The following is a 14577-nucleotide window of genomic DNA, read 5'->3' as shown; positions in this document are numbered from 1 at the left end:
TCTGAGGTTGATCTGACCGTGGCCAAATACTCGCTCAACGACGCTGCGATGGCTAAAGCGCGTGAGCTCATCGATGCGCGCCAGTATGTGCTCGACAGCGATTGGGGCGAGGTACAGCCGCGCGCCGAGGCGCAGAACTCCTACCTGGACACGCACTCGTGGGAGGACTACGCGGCCTGGCATCTCGGCCTGACCGAGGGCGCGCGCGACGAGACCAAGGCGCGGTACGCGTTCGTCTACGGCGACTTTCGGCGACTCCACCGGTCGGGGCTGATCGCGTGCGTGTACCGGGCGTCGGAGTGGCGACACAAGGACGTCGAACTCGCCGCCCACCACCTGCTGCAGTACCTCGACGGAAAGACCAGGCTCAAGCCGTCGCGGCCTATCGGTGAAGCATGAGGTCGAGTACGCGCTCGCTCAATGCCGCAGGCTCGCGCGGTGCCGACCGCACTTCGTGCAACAAGCCGATGCCTGTAGCGAACAGGAGAGCCGAACGCAGATCGGCCTCGCCGTCGTCGAATCCGTAGTCGACGAGCGCCTCCCGCACGGCGCTGCGCACCCGCACATCGCTCTGCTGGACGCTGGCCAACACCGTCTGGTCGGTCAACGACCAGACTCGCATCGCGCGCTCCAACGCCCACTGGTCGGGACACATCAGCGTCTGGATCATCGCCGCCAACCGGGGGCGGGGCTCGGCACCGCGCATGTCCTCGAATCGGCGTCGCTGTTCGTCGTGCAGGTTGGCCCACGCACGGGCGAGCGCGTCGCGGTAGGCAGGCATATCGGTGAAATGCCAGTAGAAGCTGCCCTTGGTGACGTCGAGACGCTCACACAGACGGCCGATCCGCAGCGCGCCGGGGCCGCCGTCGGCGAGCACATCAAAACCAGTCTGGATCCAGTCTTGAGCGGTCACGCGGCGCCCGGTGCTGGTGGGGGCCGTCATGCAGGGCAGCATACGGCGACCGGCCCAGCATTACTGACACTCACGAAAATTATGGAAGTGCGCGAGTCGTGGCGGGGTGCACGTCGCGACGAAGGAATTGGACGGCAACCGTGGCCGCCGGTAGGCGCCGCCGCTCATCGGCTCCTACTCGCCCCGCCAGGGCGTGTGACAACTCAGACTGTCATTCACGACGGCCACGGTTGCTGTGGGACAAACCGTAGCACAAAAGGACGTCACCGTCAGGGATTTCGCCGGTCAAGAAGCCTGTCGCACAGTCGTTTTCGGCGATCGTCGGGCCGGATACGGCTGGCTGCCGAGGGTCGGTCGGCGGACGGTAGGGGTCGGTCCGCCGCGCGGTGCGGCGTTTAGCCACCGGGCAGGTGGGCAACCGAATACCTGTGAGCGCAAACCCTGACCCAGGTTATTCACCCAACGACGGCGGCGGCGTCGGCGACACGCTGCGCCCGACGGAGGCCTTGGACTCCGACGACGTGCGCAACGACGACGGCGACGAGACCGTCGATCCGCCAGAGGGGTGGCGTGAAGCCGACAAGATCAATGCCGACGGAGAGGTCGACGAGAGCCTCGACGAGAAACTCGCCGCCGAAGAGCCCGAGCAGCCCGAGCTGAACCAGCCGAGGAGTGAGCCGAGCGGCGACACCGAGCTGCGCCCCGACGACCAGCTCGAGCGCATCGACCCCGACCAGCACGGCCGCGACATGGGCCAGATCGACGGCACCCCTGAAGACGGCGATTCGTTCTTCCCGATGGTCGAGTAGGGGTACCTTCTTCGGCGCCGAATCTGAGCTTGTGATCGAAAATCCGGCGATTTGTCGCGCAAAACCTCAGTTTCGCGGAGCCCTGGCGACGGAGGCGGCTACTCTTCCGTCGCCGCTTGCAACACCAGAACGGAACGCGCCGCGACCTGAACCTTCCGCCCGGCTTCGACGGGTGTCGATTCGTCGCCGTCATCGGCCGCAGTGTCGATCACCGCGATCCAGGAGTCCCCGAACTTCTTCTCCGGCATCACGAAGTCGATCGGTTCGTAGTGGGCGTTGAAGCACAGAACGAACGAGTCATCGACGATGCGCTGCCCGCGCACGTCGCGATCGGGAATGCCGTTGCCGTTGAGATACACCGCGATTGACTTCGCGTAACCCGTTTCCCAATCCTCGTCGCTCATCTCCGAGCCGTCGGGTGCGAACCAGGCGATGTCGGGCAGCCCGTCACCGCCGCGCTGGCGTACGGGCCGCCCGGAGAAGAACCGGCGCCGGCGGAACACCGGGTGCGCCGCGCGCAGCGCCGACACCTTGCGGGTGAATCCCATTAGATCGGTGTCGGGGTCTGACCAGTCGATCCACGACAGTTCGTTGTCCTGGCAGTACACGTTGTTGTTGCCCTGCTGGGTGCGTCCGAGCTCGTCGCCGTGGGCGATCATCGGAACGCCCTGCGAAAGCAGCAGCGTCGTAAGGAAATTGCGCTGCTGGCGCGATCGCAGCGCGTTGATCTCGGGATCGTCGGTCGGCCCCTCCACGCCGCAGTTCCAGGACCGGTTGTGGCTCTCGCCGTCGTTGTTGTCCTCGCCGTTGGCCTCGTTGTGTTTCTCGTTGTAGGACACCAGGTCACGCAGCGTGAAACCGTCGTGGGCGATGACGAAGTTGATGGAGGCGACGGGTCGCCGGCCGGTCTGCTCGTACAGATCGGCCGAACCCGTTAAGCGATAGGCGAGTTCGTCGAGCGTGGCGGGCTCACCACGCCAGTAGTCGCGGACCGTGTCGCGGTATTTACCGTTCCACTCCGTCCACTGCGGCGGAAAGTTGCCGACCTGGTAACCACCGGGGCCGACATCCCACGGCTCGGCGATCAGCTTGACTTGGCTGACCGTCGGATCCTGTTGTACGAGTTCGAAGAATGTCGACAGCCGGTCGACGTCGTAGAACTCGCGGGCCAACGTGGAGGCGAGGTCGAACCGGAAACCGTCGACGTGCATCTCGGTGACCCAGTACCGCAACGAATCCATGATCAGCTGAAGCGAATGCGGATGGCCGACGTTGAGGCTGTTGCCGGTTCCGGTGTAGTCCATGTAGTACCGCTTGTCGTCTTCGACGAGCCGGTAGTACGCGCCGTTGTCGATGCCCCGCATGGACAGCGTGGGGCCCAGGTGGTTGCCCTCGGCGGTGTGGTTGTAGACCACGTCGAGGATCACCTCGATACCTGCCTCATGCAGTGCGCGGACCATCGCCTTGAACTCCTGCACCTGTCCGCCGGGATTCGGGCTGGAGCTGTACTTGGAGTCGGGCGCCAGGAAGCCGATCGTGTTGTAGCCCCAGTAGTTGGACAGGCCTTTGTCGATCAGCGTGGAGTCGTTGGCGAAGTGGTGCACCGGCAGCAACTCGATCGCAGTCACCCCGAGCGACTGCAGATGCTCGATGATCACCGGATGCGCCACGGCCGAATAGGTGCCGCGGATGTTCTCGGGAATATCGGGGTGCGTCTGCGTCAGGCCCTTGACGTGCGCCTCGTAGATCACCGAGTCGGCGTACTCGTAGTCCGGTGGACGGTCGTTGCCCCAGTCGAAGTACGGGTTGATGACCACCGACTTCGGCATGCTCGCGGCGGAGTCGTCGTCGTTGCGGCTGTCGGGGTCGCCGAAGTTGTAGCTGAACAGCGACTGGTTCCAGTCGAAATTGCCGTCGATGGCCTTCGAGTACGGATCGAGCAGCAGCTTGTTGGGGTTGCAGCGCTGACCCGACGGCGGGTCATAGGTGCCGTGCACCCGGTAGCCATACCGCTGACCCGGCTCGATGTTCGGGATGAAACCGTGCCAGACAAACGCGTCGTTCTCGGGCAGCGTGATCCGGGTCTCGGTGCCATCGGCGTCGAACAGGCACAGCTCGACCTTCTCGGCAGCCTCACTGAACACCGCGAAGTTGGTGCCCGTCCCGTCGTAGGTCGCTCCGAGCGGGTAGGCCTTACCGGGCCAGACCTCCAGGGACGCGGCTTGGGGGGCGGGGGCTTGGGTCAATTCTCACTCCAGACGACGACACACACGGACAACGAGACGATACGGGTGTGCCCGATGCGGCAGCATCACAACCAACTACGCACAAACATCACACCAGCCAGGAGAAACGCGTGCCCGCCCGCCCCGACCTGCCCGGTTACCGCACGCTGCTGACCGGCGTCGAGGACGGGGTGGCGACCATCACGCTGAACCGGCCGCGGCAGCGCAACGCTGTCGGCGACGGCATGCGCGACGAACTCGCCGACGCCTACCGGCGACTTGGCCGCGACGACGGGGTGCGGGTGATCGTGCTGACCGGAACCCCGCCTGCGTTCTGTGCAGGCGCCGACCTGGCCGCCGGTGAGGACACCTTCACCGCCCCGGGCTCGGGCTTCAGCGCGGCCGGTATCGACGTGCCCGCGTGGACGCTGCCCAAGCCGGTCATCGCGGCTGTCAATGGGCACGCGATCGGGTTGGGGCTGACGCTGGCGCTGCAGTGCGACATCCGGTTCTTCGCCGCCGAAGGCCGCTACGGCGTCGTGCAGGTGCGGCGCGGAGTCGTCGGCGACGCCCACTCCCATTGGATCCTTCCGCGCTTGGTCGGTGTCGCCAACGCGGCCGAAATCCTGCTGAGCGGGGCCACTTTCGACGGGGTGAGGGCGGTGCAGCTCGGATTGGGCAGCCGGGTACTGCCCGCCGACGAGGTGCTGCCCGCCGCGTTGGACCTCGCCCGCGACATCGCCGTCAACACCGCGCCGATGTCGGTGGCGGCCAGCAAGCGGCTGCTGTGGGACGCGTACGACCTCGATCGGTCCGAAGTCGGCGCCCGCGAGACGCAGATCCACCTGCAGCTGATGGGACACGACGACGCCAAGGAAGGCGTGCGGGCGTTCCTGGAGGGCCGGGCGCCGTCGTGGACGGGTAAGCCGGTCGACCCGACAGCCGGCGACTAGACGATCTCGACGCCCACCGCGCGCAGGTCTTCGACGGCCTTGGCGGTCGACTCGGCGGCGACCCCGGCGGTCAGGTCGAGCAGGACGCGTGTGGTGAACCCGTTGGCTACCGCGTCGGCCGCCGTCGCCCGCACGCAGTGGTCGGTCGCGATGCCGACCACGTCGATCTGGTCGACTCCGCGTTCACGTAACCAGTCGGCCAGCGTCGTGCCGGCCTCGTCGCTGCCCTCGAAGCCGCTGTAGGCGGCCGAGTACTCGCCCTTGGTGAAGACCGCCTCGACCGCATCGGGCCGGAACTGCGGATGAAAGTCGGCACCGGTGGTACCGACCACGCAGTGCCGCGGCCAGGACGTCACGAAGTCGGGGTTGTCGGAGAAGTGGTCGCCGGGGTCGATGTGAAAGTCCTTGGTGGCCACCACATGTGCGTATTCGGTCTGGTCGGCGAGCAACTGGCTGATGTTGCGGGCGACGTCGGTGCCGCCGCTGACGGCCAGCGAGCCGCCCTCGCAGAAGTCGTTCTGCACGTCGACGATGATGAGCGCCTTCATGCCTCCCGACGCTACCCGCCGAACAGCAGGTAGAGCCCGGTGAATGTGTAGCCGACCATGACCAGCATCATCGCCAGCTGCCCGGTCAGCTGATGGGCCGACGGCAGCAGGCGCAGCGCGCGGTCGTGCGCGGCGACCACACCGGCGACATGCCCGGCCAGGACGAAGCCGACCTTCAGCGTCGCCAGCACCGCAGGGTGTTGCGACAAGAAGTAGCTGACCTCTGCGTCCTGCAGCCACAACAGGTTCCACCCACGTGCCAGCGGGTCGGCCAGCAGGATGATCGTCTGCTGACCGCGTTCGACCAGATAGGTCAGGTAGTGGGCGAACACGTAGCCGATGACGATCGGGATCAGCGAGTGCGCCATCAACCCCGGCAACCGGCGGCGCCGGTCGCGGTCCACGCCGCCTGTCGCGATCGAAGCGAGCCAGAAGGTCGCCGCGACGACAGCTGCGAACGTCGCCAAGCCGGCGGTCTTGATCAGGGTGGCGGTCAGCGTCGACGAAGAATGGTCGTCGACGAAGTTCCGCCATTCGGGCATCGCCGAAAAGCTGTCGAACGCAGTCGACCCCAAGAGCACCGCCATGACCACCACGAGGCCCGGACGCACCGGAAGCGACGGGAGATGGTCGAACGGATTGCCGATCGCCACGCGGCCCGTGTCGGGGTCTCGGCGAAACGGCGAGAGCCGCGAGGCCACCACGCTGTACATCTCGAACGGGTCGGCCCGCGTACACCAACGCTCACCGCACACCAGCGCACCGACCAGCGTGACCACGAGGTAGATCAGCAGCCAAATGCGGATGGCGTCAAGCGAACCCGGATCAGGACTGGCCAACTCCAGCCACACGAACGCGAACAGTCCGAAGGCCGCGGGCCAGTATCCCAGCCACGCGGGGTACGTCAGGCGCAGCGACCGCCCGCCCAACAACCGAAGAACTGCCCGCACCGGCGATATCGCCCGCCACACCGGCCCGATGATCAGCGACACCGCCACCAGGCCCACCCACAGCAGCACGTAGAACACACCGGGTAGCGGATTCCTCGCGTCTTGGGGACCGAGGACCGCGGCGACACCGACCCACACCGCGAGACCCAGCCCGCCGAGCGCCAGGGCCCAACGGGTCACGGGCGCATCGACCACCGCCGTCACCCAACGAGGCAGGGGGCGAACGGAATTGGCCGGATCGAACTTGGGCTTCTTCCAGGCGAGCGCCACCACCGCGAAGGTGAACGTCAACGCCCATGCGGCCCCGACCACCGCGTAGGTGAACGGAATCGGCAGATCCGTCGAACCGCCGAGACCGTGGGCCAGTACGGAGACCGACGGCCCCGACATCACTGCTGAACTTGAACGGTCGCGATGACGCGATTCAGGTCGTGCAGTTCGATCTCGACGTTGCCGGGCACGTCGACCGTGAACTGGAACTGTTGGCCAGGTGTGGGATCCACCTTGAAAGTGTGCTCGGGCACCGAATGCACATGCAGCTCGTCGGCCGCGTCGCTGTTGACCCGCAGCACGATCGGCTCACCGACCTTGCCTTGAATCTGTGCGTTGGTGGGGTCGACGTTGCCGTTCTCGATCGTGACGTCGATGGTCAGGCGATCGGGTGGGCGCTGTTGATCCGGCATGTCGGCGGCGCCGACGGTCGACTGGGCGGGACGACTCGCTTCCGGTTCGGAATCGCGCGAGCCACCGCATCCGGCGACGAGAAGTGTCGCAGCGATGCAGACCGCGCTGGAACGGATGAGTGTCGGTTTCACGTTGTGTTTTCCCCGTTGGATTCGACTTCTCGTTTTCGACGGTTCTTCACTGCTATGTAGACCACCACCCCGGCGACGATGATCGCCGGGGCGAAGGCGGGCACCGCGATCCACACCGGGTGGTCGGCGAGGATCACGACATCTGCGCTGTCCGGCGCGCCCGTCATGATTGCGCGCTGGGTTGTAATTCGGCCTCACTTCCGCTGGGCTCGCTCCGGTTGATCCGGCCGCCACCCCAGGTGACACCGGCGACCATGGCAAGCGAGCACGCGAGCACGATCAGGCATCCGATCAGCCACAGCGACTGGGGGATGTCCGGGCTGCGTTCGCGCTGCAGGATAGTGATCTCCGAGACGAACGGACGCGTCATGTTGGGTTCGGCGGGCACTTCCTCGGCGCCGATGGCGGGATCGCCGGCCAGGTAGATCGGCACCGCCGCCAGCATCCGGCCGTCGTGGACGCGCAGCAGCGTCTTCCACGTGCCGGAGGCCGGCATCGGCTCGGTGGACCGGTAGTGGCCCGGCCCGACCTGCTCGAGGTTGTCGATGAACATGCCTCGCTCGTTGGGTAGGCCGCCCTGCCACCCGAGCACCGACACCCAGTTCGGATCCTCGTTCAACAGGTTGGCGGGCGTGAGTTGCACGTCGGCTGTGACGAACCGCGCATCGTCGTCACCGGGAGCTTCGGTCAAGACGATGGTGGCGTTGGCGTTCTCGGGAACGTTGTAGCGGAGGCCGTTGGCTGTGGCGCCACCGATCGCAAGCACGGTCAACACGACCAGGCCGACACTCAGCGCCCGCCGCGGGAGTCGTTGTTCGGTCAACACCATGCCGATCAGCGCGCCGCAGGCGCCGGTCAGGATGGCGACGGGTACGGCCATCGCCAACGCCTCGGGCCAGATGCTGGTGTGCCACGGCAGGTGGTAGACGGCGTTGATCCACAGCGATTCCAGCCACAGACCGACGGTGCCGACACCGAGCCCGGCCAGCGCACCGAAGAGCACCGGACGCTTGATCAGCGGGGTCAGGCCGAGAAGTTCGACGACGACGGCCGCGCCGAGATAGAGGGGGAACCAGTTGATCGGGGCGTCGAGTACGGGACCGACGAGGAACGCCACGATCCCGCGCAGACCGATGGCGATGACGGCGGCGATGAGCGCCGCACCGCGGCCGAGGAAGAAGCGCGCGGCAACCAACGCGAGCGCGGCGGCCGCGGCGATCAGCATGGGCTGGAAGACCTGGCGGAACTGCGGGACGCCGAAGTCGAACTCGATCTGGTAGACGGACATGCCGATAAGCACGCCGGCGAACGCCAGGTACTGGATGAACTTCAGGCCGATACCGTCGGGCGGCGTGTCAGGCGTCCGGACCCGTTTGCCCTCGAGTTCGAGGTAGGCCGCCGCCAATGTGGAAAAGCCTGCGCCACCGATCATCATCAGGTGGGTGGGGCCCCAGAGCGTGACGTCCTGGCCGAAGATGCGATGCCAGATGTCGTCGAGGGGGAATCCGAGCAGCGCGTAGACACCACACCCGGCCATGACGATGCCGCCGACCGGGGCGTACCAGTGGTCGGTGATGCGCACCGCGGCCGGCCCGGGCCGCTCTTCCTCGCCGCGGGGCAGCACCATCGCCGTGCAGCCGGCGAGGAAGATGCCGAACAGGCCGATGAGGATGAAGTAATGAGCGGGGTTGGCGAGCGCGCCGTCGTCGCGGCCGTTGCCGATGTGCAGGCTGACGTCCCAGATGAATCCGAACAGTGCGCAGATGATCGACGCGGTGAAGATCGCGATCGGCAGGGCGACCCACGACGGGCGCTTGAAGCGGCGACCGGACCAGTCGCCGAGGCGGGCCAGCCAGTCGATCTTGTGCGTGCGGTGCATCCAGCCGATCCACAACATCAACGCCGCGACCACAGCGGCGACGATCGACAAAAGGATGATCTCGTGGATGGCGGTGCCGCCGCCCTCGCTCTGCGCCAGTACCGAGATCTCTGAGGCTTTCCAAGTACTCGTCATATGCCCACCTGCCCGAAGTCGGAGATACTCCTTACTCGTCGGTAATGTTGCCAGAACCCGCGATACCGAAACCAGGGGTATCAGGTAGCGACAACATGAATTGTCTCAAGCGTTGTGTCGGGGTGGCCGTAGCGGTTGCGTCGGCGGTGGTCCTGCAGCGAGGGGCCTCGGACTGATCCATCGGCATCAGGGCTTCAGAATGGTCTTGACCATGCCGTCTTCCTTCTTCTGGAAGGTTTCGTACGCGCCGGGGGCGTCCTCGAGCGGAAGCCGGTGGGTGGCGAACTGCTCGACGCCCAGCGGATCCTCTGCGGTCAGCAACGGCATGATGTCGGGCACCCACTTTTTGACGTTGGCCTGGCCCATCCGCAGCTGGATCTGCTTGTCGAACAGGGTCATCATGTTGATCGGGTCGGCGGCGCCGCCGTAGACGCCGGACAGCGAGATCGTCCCGCCGCGGCGGACGAGGGCGATCGCGGAGTTCAAAGCGGCGAGCCGATCGACGCCGGCGTTCTTCATCACGACGCGGCCGATGGGTGAGGGCAGGAAGCCGCTGGCGGTCTGCATGGTTTCGGCGACGGGAGATCCGTGCGCCTCCATGCCGACGGCGTCGATGACCGAGTCGGCGCCGCGACCCTCGGTGTGGCTTTTGACGACCTCGTCGGCGTCGTCGGTGCGAAGGTCGATCAGCTCATCGCAGTAGGCGCGAGCGCGGGAAAGCCGCTCGTCGACCAGGTCGATGCCGATGACCTTGCAGCCCTTGCGGTGTGCGGCGATACGGCAGGCCATCGAGCCGATCGGACCCAGGCCGAGGACGACCAGGGTGCCGCCGTCGGGTACCGCGGCGTACTCGACAGCCTGCCATGCCGTGGGCAGCACGTCGGAGAGGTAGACGTAGCGGTCGTCGGGGCCGTCGTTGGGGACCTTGATGTGGGTGTACTGCGCCTGCGGGACGCGCAGGTACTCGGCCTGCCCGCCGGCGACCTCGCCGTAGAGCTTGGAGTAGCCGAAAAGCGCGGCGCCCGTCCCTTGGTCGCGGTTCTGGGTGGTTTCGCACTGGCTCTGAAGGCCCTGGCCGCACATGAAGCAGTGGCCGCAGGAGATGTTGAACGGGATCACGACGCGGTCGCCGGGCTGCAGACCGTCGACCTGGCGCCCGACCTCCTCGACGACGCCCATCGCTTCGTGGCCCAGGATGTCGCCGGGGTTCATGAAGGCGCCGAGCACCTCGTAGAGGTGAAGGTCCGAGCCGCAGATGTTGGTGCTGGTGACTCGGATGATCGCGTCGGTGGGTTCCTTGATCGCGGGATCGGGCACGTTGTCGACGGACACTTTCCGACGACCCTGCCAGGTGACTGCTCGCATGGGCGACTCCTCGTGGTCTGAGGGTGGCGTGCCCATTCGAGTGAGTGCCAAACTTCGGCTTAGCGCTTGAACGGGGCGCGGGTGTTAGACGGTGGCGTCGGTGGCGATCGCGTCCTGCATGAGGACGCTCAGGTGCTGCCAGTAGATCCAGTCGGCGATGGCGGCGCGCTGGTCGGCGGCATCGGTCGCGGTATGTGCTCGGTGTAGCGCCAGTTCCTGGGCGTGGTCGGCATAGGTGACGAAGCACTGCAACTGGACCGGGGCGCGGTCTGGTGAGTTGCTGAGCAAGGGACGGAAGACCTCGAACCACAGCAGGGCGCGGCGGTCCTCTGGGGGAGTGGCGTCGGTGGGCGGTGGAGGCAGCACCTCGGAGAGGCCGGTGGGCGTGATAGCGGCCAACTTGGTTGCTGCATCGGGGGATATCACCTGGAGGCGATGACGGCCATCCATCCGGCCTTTCTCGGGGATATCGTCGGGACGCAGGACGATTCGGGGTGCGCCGGGGTCGAAGCCCTTGAACTGGTCCTCGGTGGCGATGACGGCGCGGAGTTCGGTGTTGTGGTGCTGTGCCCAACCATGAAGTGCGAGGATCGGATACGTTGCCCATGATCCGCGAACATGAGCGGGGATCCCTTCGTCGGCAGTGGCCATCTTGACGCGGTCGGGCAGTTTGACATCCTCGGGGATGTAGCCGAGGCCATAGTTATTGGCGACGACAATGGTCCCGTCTTTGGTGAGGCCGGTGACCCAGTAGAACCCCATGTCGGTGATGCCGACGTTCAGGGCAGCCGCGATTCGTTGGGCGAGTTGAGCGGGATCGCTGCCGGATGGCCCGCGGAGGGTGGCGGCCGCGATCGCCTCACGTTGAGCACGCGCGGCCGAAACCGGAACGGGCGCAGGGGCGCCCACCGTGCCGGCGCCAGGTGCGGCTGTGCTCGGCGGGATGCCGGGGACGACGTTGGCGGCTGGGGCGATGGGCGCGGCCGGTGACGGCGTGGGTGGCGGGCCTAGCGGTACGGGTGGAGTGGGCGCTCCGCCCGGTGCGGGAAGCGGCGCGACGGGCGCTTGGCCGGTCGTCGGGCCGGCGGTGGGCGGGGCTGTGGTCTGGGATGGCGTTGTGGGCGGCGTGTCCGAAACTGGGGGAAGATTGGACGGCTGCATGGCCGATGCGGCAATCGGCGCGGATTGCGGTGGCGGAATCGGTGCCTGAGCAACAGCTTTGGCGGCCGATTCGGCCATGGTCGATTGGAAGTCGGCCATTGGCGTCTGAGTCGGTGAGGCGGCTGCGGGATTGACTGTGCTCGGCGTGCTTGGCGAGGTGGGCGCAGACGGTGTGGCTGGGACCGACGGTGTCGACGAACCGGCGCTCGATAGCGGGCTGGTTGGGGCGCTGATGCGCGGAGGTGCGGGTGCCGCGGGATTGTTTGGGGCGGCGGGTATTCCGGGGACTCCGGGGATGGCGGCTCCACCCAACGAGGATTGTGCGGGTGGCGCATCCGCGTGAACGTCAGATCCCTGTGGGTCGCGGGATGTTGCTGCATCGTCTGGCATTAGGGCGGGTATTTCCGGAAGAGGAGCCTCCGCGGTGTTGTCTGACTCTCCGTCTGGAGGACCGCCTTTTCTCAAGCTTGTGGGCAAGTTCGGTGAACCGACCTCCGGCCGGGGGCCGTCGACAACTCCGGTCGGGGGTTCGAGTCCGCGCAAATTGCTGACCGGCACGATAGTTTGATCTCGACCAGGCTCGCTTTGGTTCGAAAGGAACCTGTCTTCAGACGGTGGAGCCTCCGGAAGTTGGTTTGAAATAGCTGTTATGCGTTCAGCTGCAACTGCGATGGTCGCGATATTTTCCTTGCGGATGGCTGCGATGCCTTCTCGGATCGCCAGCGCCTTTGCATCCTCGGGTATGTCATCACTCGTCCGGATCCAGTCAAGGATCTTATTCGCTAGCTCGACAGTGCTGATTATCGCGTTCTTCGCGCTGGTGGCAGCGCCAGCGCTGTCGCTGAACAATTTGTCCGCAGCATTCAGCATTTCCTTCGTCGACTCAAGATCAACTTCGCGTTGACGAAGGGCGCCATCGGCTGCGGCAGCGGCCGTTCCCGACCACCCTCCAGCGCCCGCGAAGAGCCTCAACCGCTGCTGTCTTAACGAATCTAATTGGACAGAGACGGATTTTGATGCGTTCGAGAAGGCATCACTACATCTACTGAGGGCGTCTTCGTCAACCTCCGGCCATGCGGGCGGCGCGGTCAAGCGGTAAGGATCGAGTGGTCGAGAGCGCCCCATCGCTACTGTCCGACGGCTTTGCACGCCTCATAGATGAGCGATGAGACTCTGTAGGCAGTGAGATCGAGATAACTATCAGCGACGATATAGGTTGGAAGCGCTTCTGCATATGCGCGGCGATATTGCGCAGCGAAGTTGGCTAGGTCTCGCAGCGTCAAATTACTTGTCTGCGAGGCGAGTCTCTCGAACTCATCGGCAGACTGCTCGAATTTCGGAACTACGGATGCAACGACAGTTCGCTGCTCTTCGGTCCAATCGGCAGCGGCCAAGTTTGGATCGAGCGCTTGCCACGCCTTTGTTTCGGCGTTGAACGCGTTGAGCACACGGTCCCACTCGCTGCAGGTTCGATCAGCATCCGTCAACAATTTTGACGGATGGTTCGGGTCTTCTAGCTGGGGAACCTCTGAAGGTTGTGTCGGTTCGTCGACGAGCGGGAAGCGAGCTTCGGCCGATCCGTATCGGATCGCCGAGCAGATGTACACGAGCACATTGGTGGATGTGATTGCTGCGGCTACTAGGTGGTTATCCTTCTCGGTATAGGTTGGCACCGCGTCCCTGAATGCTCGTCCGTAGGCTATAAATTGTTCGTACAACTCTCGCATCACCCGATGTGGTGTCTGCTTTGCCAAGCGCACCGTCTCGTCGGTCGCATTTCTCAATCCCTCAGCCACACCTTCGTACTGTGCTCTGAGTTCGGGCGACCAATCGGTGGCCGGAATACTCACATCGCGCTTATCCCAACCCTTCTTGAGTGCAGCGCCAAATGTCTGGTTTATGGGTGTCCACGCCGCACATGTTGGGTCCTCGGTGATGATATTTGCGGGGCCTGTGTCGTCGGCGCTTGCTAGACCGAAGGTTTCGCCCGACGGTGTCGGATCGTTGTTGCCTCCACCGTCCGACGTCGCCGAAATCGTCACTGCTACAGTGACTCCGATGACGGCTAACAGCGCCACACCACCGAGCAGCCACTTCCAGGCGTTGCCACGCTTCTTCGGCGGCGGACCCGCCGGCCACTGCTGCTGCCACGGCGGCTGTTGCGGAGTCGGACCATACGGCCCCGAATAGCCCTGTGGCGGAACGGGATTGCCTGGTGGCGGACCCCCGGGCGGTGGAGGATAACTCACAGCGCGGGCCCCGGCTCCTCCCCGACCGAAGGCGTCGCGTCCGAGGATGACATCGTCCCCAACGCGGCACCCGACACACCGCCGACCGCGCCGCCCGCCCCCGTCGCATCACTGATCGATTCGACGCGCTTGCGTATGTCTTCGGCGATCTGCCGGTCAACCGCGTCGTAGGTGTTGGCGGCGTTGACCACATTCTGCGCGTACTTCGCTAACTCCGCCTTGACGACCGGCAGCTGCGCGATCGCCGGGTCGACCACTTCAGCCACCCTGGCAGCGATCGCCGTCGACAAAGCATCTTCACCCGCCGGCTTGAACGAAGCCGGCGGCTCGGGGATGGCATCCGCGACCGCACTCAACCGCCCACCGGCTTCGAGCACCAGGTCGGTATCGATTCGCAGCGTCTCAGTCATCGTCATTCCGCGCACGGATCAGCGTCGCGCCGATCGGTTGGCATGCCCCCTCAGGCGTCACCCGGCAAATGCTACCCGACCCCCAACACCACCCACCGCGCCAATTCTCACCACTCGCGAGCATCCGTTCTGCCGCAGATTCCCACGCTCGACACCTTCCTCGAG

General features: G+C 65.4%; 16 protein-coding genes. 5 read left to right on the top strand and 11 right to left on the bottom strand.

What is annotated here, in order from left to right; all coding sequences use genetic code 11:
• Positions 1–48 precede the first annotated feature (48 nt).
• Positions 49–399: a hypothetical protein gene (locus A5790_RS20275; RefSeq protein ID WP_231987850.1), complete on the top strand. Its 351-nt coding sequence runs from the start codon at positions 49–51 to the stop codon at positions 397–399.
• On the opposite strand, the gene A5790_RS20270 is transcribed toward A5790_RS20275, so the two are convergent.
• The gene (locus tag A5790_RS20270; RefSeq protein WP_066848409.1) at positions 383–943 is read right to left on the bottom strand and encodes a TetR/AcrR family transcriptional regulator; all 561 of its coding nucleotides are present in this window, start codon (positions 941–943) and stop codon (positions 383–385) included. The two genes, A5790_RS20275 and A5790_RS20270, sit on opposite strands and share 17 nt — an antisense overlap.
• Before the next feature lie 398 nt (positions 944–1341).
• Between A5790_RS20270 and A5790_RS20265 the strand changes: the two genes are divergently transcribed.
• A complete protein-coding gene (locus A5790_RS20265; RefSeq protein ID WP_066848256.1) occupies positions 1342–1722 on the top strand; it encodes a hypothetical protein in 381 nt (126 codons plus the stop codon).
• Positions 1723–1820: 98 nt separating this feature from the next.
• Here A5790_RS20265 and glgX read toward each other — a convergent pair whose 3' ends face one another.
• The gene (gene glgX, locus A5790_RS20260) at positions 1821–3968 is read right to left on the bottom strand and encodes a glycogen debranching protein GlgX (RefSeq protein ID WP_231987849.1); all 2148 of its coding nucleotides are present in this window, start codon (positions 3966–3968) and stop codon (positions 1821–1823) included.
• Positions 3969–4078: 110 nt separating this feature from the next.
• Here glgX and A5790_RS20255 point away from each other — a divergent pair, with 110 nt between their 5' ends.
• Complete coding sequence (locus A5790_RS20255) at positions 4079–4900, top strand: enoyl-CoA hydratase/isomerase family protein (protein WP_082961807.1); 822 nt, start codon at positions 4079–4081, stop codon at positions 4898–4900.
• On the opposite strand, the gene A5790_RS20250 is transcribed toward A5790_RS20255, so the two are convergent.
• The 7 genes from A5790_RS20250 to A5790_RS20225 form a co-directional block, all read right to left on the bottom strand.
• Positions 4897–5448 (bottom strand): nicotinamidase, encoded by a 552-nt coding sequence (locus A5790_RS20250; RefSeq protein ID WP_066848253.1) that lies wholly within the window; start codon positions 5446–5448, stop codon positions 4897–4899. The genes A5790_RS20255 and A5790_RS20250 overlap by 4 nt on opposite strands.
• 11 nt (positions 5449–5459) lie before the next feature.
• Positions 5460–6788, bottom strand: a complete 1329-nt coding sequence (locus A5790_RS20245) for a hypothetical protein (protein WP_066848251.1) — start codon at positions 6786–6788, stop codon at positions 5460–5462.
• Positions 6788–7213 carry a hypothetical protein gene (locus A5790_RS20240; protein WP_156656465.1) on the bottom strand — a complete coding sequence of 142 codons (426 nt, stop codon included), beginning with the start codon at positions 7211–7213 and terminating at the stop codon, positions 6788–6790. The genes A5790_RS20245 and A5790_RS20240 overlap by 1 nt, the downstream gene beginning before the upstream one ends.
• Positions 7210–7380: a hypothetical protein gene (locus A5790_RS26045; protein ID WP_164674037.1), complete on the bottom strand. Its 171-nt coding sequence runs from the start codon at positions 7378–7380 to the stop codon at positions 7210–7212. The genes A5790_RS20240 and A5790_RS26045 overlap by 4 nt, the downstream gene beginning before the upstream one ends.
• Complete coding sequence (locus A5790_RS20235; RefSeq protein ID WP_066848249.1) at positions 7377–9227, bottom strand: hypothetical protein; 1851 nt, start codon at positions 9225–9227, stop codon at positions 7377–7379. Before A5790_RS20235 ends, A5790_RS26045 begins: the two co-directional genes overlap by 4 nt.
• A 186-nt stretch (positions 9228–9413) precedes the next feature.
• Entirely contained in the window at positions 9414–10592 is a 1179-nt protein-coding gene (locus A5790_RS20230) for a zinc-dependent alcohol dehydrogenase (RefSeq protein WP_066848247.1), read from the bottom strand.
• A gap of 84 nt (positions 10593–10676) precedes the next feature.
• The gene (locus A5790_RS20225; protein ID WP_231987848.1) at positions 10677–11852 is read right to left on the bottom strand and encodes a secretion protein EccK; all 1176 of its coding nucleotides are present in this window, start codon (positions 11850–11852) and stop codon (positions 10677–10679) included.
• Positions 11853–11898: 46 nt separating this feature from the next.
• Here A5790_RS20225 and A5790_RS25860 point away from each other — a divergent pair, with 46 nt between their 5' ends.
• Positions 11899–12096, top strand: coding sequence for a hypothetical protein (locus tag A5790_RS25860; protein WP_156656464.1), 198 nt, complete (start codon positions 11899–11901; stop codon positions 12094–12096).
• 784 nt (positions 12097–12880) lie between these two features.
• Here the strand turns inward: A5790_RS25860 and A5790_RS20220 are convergent.
• Positions 12881–13795 carry a hypothetical protein gene (locus tag A5790_RS20220; RefSeq protein WP_231987847.1) on the bottom strand — a complete coding sequence of 305 codons (915 nt, stop codon included), beginning with the start codon at positions 13793–13795 and terminating at the stop codon, positions 12881–12883.
• Between the two features lie 16 nt (positions 13796–13811).
• Between A5790_RS20220 and A5790_RS26420 the strand changes: the two genes are divergently transcribed.
• Positions 13812–13943, top strand: a complete 132-nt coding sequence (locus A5790_RS26420) for a hypothetical protein (RefSeq protein WP_255361662.1) — start codon at positions 13812–13814, stop codon at positions 13941–13943.
• 55 nt (positions 13944–13998) lie between these two features.
• Here A5790_RS26420 and A5790_RS20215 read toward each other — a convergent pair whose 3' ends face one another.
• A complete protein-coding gene (locus tag A5790_RS20215) occupies positions 13999–14412 on the bottom strand; it encodes a type VII secretion target (RefSeq protein ID WP_082961817.1) in 414 nt (137 codons plus the stop codon).
• Positions 14413–14577 lie beyond the last annotated feature (165 nt).

The sequence above is a fragment of the Mycobacterium sp. 852002-51152_SCH6134967 genome (assembly GCF_001667105.1).
Taxonomy (GTDB): domain Bacteria; phylum Actinomycetota; class Actinomycetes; order Mycobacteriales; family Mycobacteriaceae; genus Mycobacterium; species Mycobacterium neumannii_A.
This window is presented reverse-complemented; position numbering and strand designations above follow the sequence as displayed.

Bases quoted from the DNA above. Each gene is read 5' to 3' on its own strand.
- A5790_RS20245 (WP_066848251.1), bottom strand. From the start codon at position 6,788: ATGTCGGGGCCGTCGGTCTCCGTACTGGCCCACGGTCTCGGCGGTTCG.
- A5790_RS26420 (WP_255361662.1), top strand. From the start codon at position 13,812: ATGACGGCTAACAGCGCCACACCACCGAGCAGCCACTTCCAGGCGTTG.
- A5790_RS20230 (WP_066848247.1), bottom strand. From the start codon at position 10,592: ATGCGAGCAGTCACCTGGCAGGGTCGTCGGAAAGTGTCCGTCGACAAC.
- A5790_RS20275 (WP_231987850.1), top strand. From the start codon at position 49: ATGGCTAAAGCGCGTGAGCTCATCGATGCGCGCCAGTATGTGCTCGAC.
- A5790_RS20235 (WP_066848249.1), bottom strand. From the start codon at position 9,227: ATGACGAGTACTTGGAAAGCCTCAGAGATCTCGGTACTGGCGCAGAGC.
- A5790_RS20225 (WP_231987848.1), bottom strand. From the start codon at position 11,852: ATGGCCGACTTCCAATCGACCATGGCCGAATCGGCCGCCAAAGCTGTT.
- A5790_RS20250 (WP_066848253.1), bottom strand. From the start codon at position 5,448: ATGAAGGCGCTCATCATCGTCGACGTGCAGAACGACTTCTGCGAGGGC.
- A5790_RS26045 (WP_164674037.1), bottom strand. From the start codon at position 7,380: ATGACGGGCGCGCCGGACAGCGCAGATGTCGTGATCCTCGCCGACCAC.
- A5790_RS20215 (WP_082961817.1), bottom strand. From the start codon at position 14,412: ATGACTGAGACGCTGCGAATCGATACCGACCTGGTGCTCGAAGCCGGT.
- A5790_RS20270 (WP_066848409.1), bottom strand. From the start codon at position 943: ATGACGGCCCCCACCAGCACCGGGCGCCGCGTGACCGCTCAAGACTGG.